The organism is uncultured Nitrospira sp., assembly GCA_902500695.1.
Lineage (GTDB): Bacteria > Nitrospirota > Nitrospiria > Nitrospirales > UBA8639 > Nitrospira_E.
The window spans coordinates 1-1,792 of sequence record CABVRQ010000148.1 but is presented as its reverse complement, the minus strand read 5'-3'; the positions used below and the strand labels follow the sequence as shown (position 1 = coordinate 1,792).

Below are 1,792 nucleotides of genomic sequence, written 5' to 3'. Positions count from 1 at the left end.
AAAGGGGCCATATCCGTGGCACATCCTAGGAAAGAAAAGACCATCCCAAAGGTTAACATCAAGTTTCTTATTTTCTTCATCGCCAAACACCCTCTCGTGTTTTTCATCAAAAGGGTATCCTTTTTCCCAATGCCCAGCGATCTCAAGCCCGTTTGTAGATGAATAATTGATTTTTTCCGGAATGCCTCAGAAAATTATCTCTCACACAAACGGCTTGGGGTTTTTATTATAGAGGCCGATTACATTTTCCATCACGGCGACCTAATCCGGCAACCTCCTGAACGCATCGCCCCTGATACTCCAACCTCCTGTCCTGATCCAGACCAGCCGCAGCTTTCTCATGGAGTGAGGGTTGACCGCAACATCACGTATCCCAAAACCGCTTGGAACATCAAACGAGGACCGGAGTTGAACGGCAACATATTTTTGAACAACCCCTCGTGCGAAAACGGTTGCCAAAGCTATGAGATATGCGCCTCGACTCGTTGCAATGAGTACCGCGGCACTCACGCCTCGGCAAAAATTTCGGTTGATCCAGGCAGCAAGGCAAGAGCTGCAGAATCGAATGCCCTTCCTCACGGAAGTTTATCGAAGAGCCACGACGATTCGACCATATCTGCGAGATGGGCGTCAGGGATTAAGTGCAATCGAAATACAAACCGTCCGGGACACAATATTTGGAAGTGGCAGGAACGAATTACGGCACCCATTCGCCGGTGCGGTCGTAAAGGCAAGAGGCCTTGGTGACGGCATAAACCCGTCGTGGTCTATTGGTGCATCAGGAGACATTTCCGGAATTGCAGGATTCAGCATCGGCGCAGCACAGTCATATCCGTATAATCCGCTGACACCAGGAACATGCACATACGTTTCGGCTGCATTCGACTTTGGCGCACAAGAAGAAGCCGACGTTAGCGGCAACATCGGATTTTATTTAGGTCGCCACGATACGCTAGGCGCATCGTCTGTGCAGGGTTGGCTGGATGGTTTTGAGGTCGCTGTGAATCTTGGGGCCGCTTTGATAGCGGGTGTCGAAGTTACTCTCTTGTTCAACATACCCTCTGAAGACTTGGCTTATATTCCACTGACCGGGATTCAGTTAGGTCTTGCAGGCGGTGAGGCCGCAGAAGTCGCTGTCGCCTTTGGCTACGGCATCCGATTAGCCTGCGCATAGTACGAGCACAATGTTGCCCGCCGTGTGGCAGGATCGGCAGCCACAAAAGTATTGAGCGGCAATTTGGCCGGTTTGGCAGCAGGTTCCGGGAGACCGGCATGGTTTGAGCAAGCAAATTACCCCAACATTCGGGAGTGGCGTCGTCCTATTCCTGTCCGTCAGCGAAGCCGTTCCTGTATCTTGGTAACTCCAGACTCAAACTCGCACGCCTGCTGCTTCCAGGGCAGCCATTTTATCCGCCGCAGTACCCTTTCTTCCGGTGATAATGGCGCCGATGGCCCATCCGTCTTCAGGGAGGTGCCGTCATTCCCCATGCCTTGCAAGGGAAACCGGCCTGGTCAAAAAACCTTTCGAGACGAATACCGCGCCATACCCATATATTCAAAATTCCCTAGATCCGTTAATAACCAACCACCTTCGTCCCAAAATGGAGAAGTTCATGGAACATTCGCTTCACCATGTCACTCGACTTTTTCCTGAAATGACATGATCTTCATAGGCAATTCAGACCGTCATGCCCCTCCCCATTATTCGCAGTGTCTTGAGCCTATGACTGGATTTTTGCAATTTTGGCGAATTGGGCAGCCGCTAGTTTTTTTTTGCAGACACATTCTCCGC

At 50.8% G+C, this 1,792-nt stretch carries 1 protein-coding gene; it reads left to right on the top strand.

All coding sequences use genetic code 11. The features are described 5' to 3' along the window. Positions 1-463 precede the first annotated feature (463 nt). Positions 464-1,174, top strand: coding sequence for a hypothetical protein (locus AAH187_RS18845; protein WP_342350033.1), 711 nt, complete (start codon positions 464-466; stop codon positions 1,172-1,174). Positions 1,175-1,792: the final 618 nt, after the last annotated feature.

Excerpts from the sequence above, each read along its gene's own strand:
- AAH187_RS18845 (WP_342350033.1), top strand. The coding sequence starts at position 464 with ATGAGATATGCGCCTCGACTCGTTGCAATGAGTACCGCGGCACTCACG.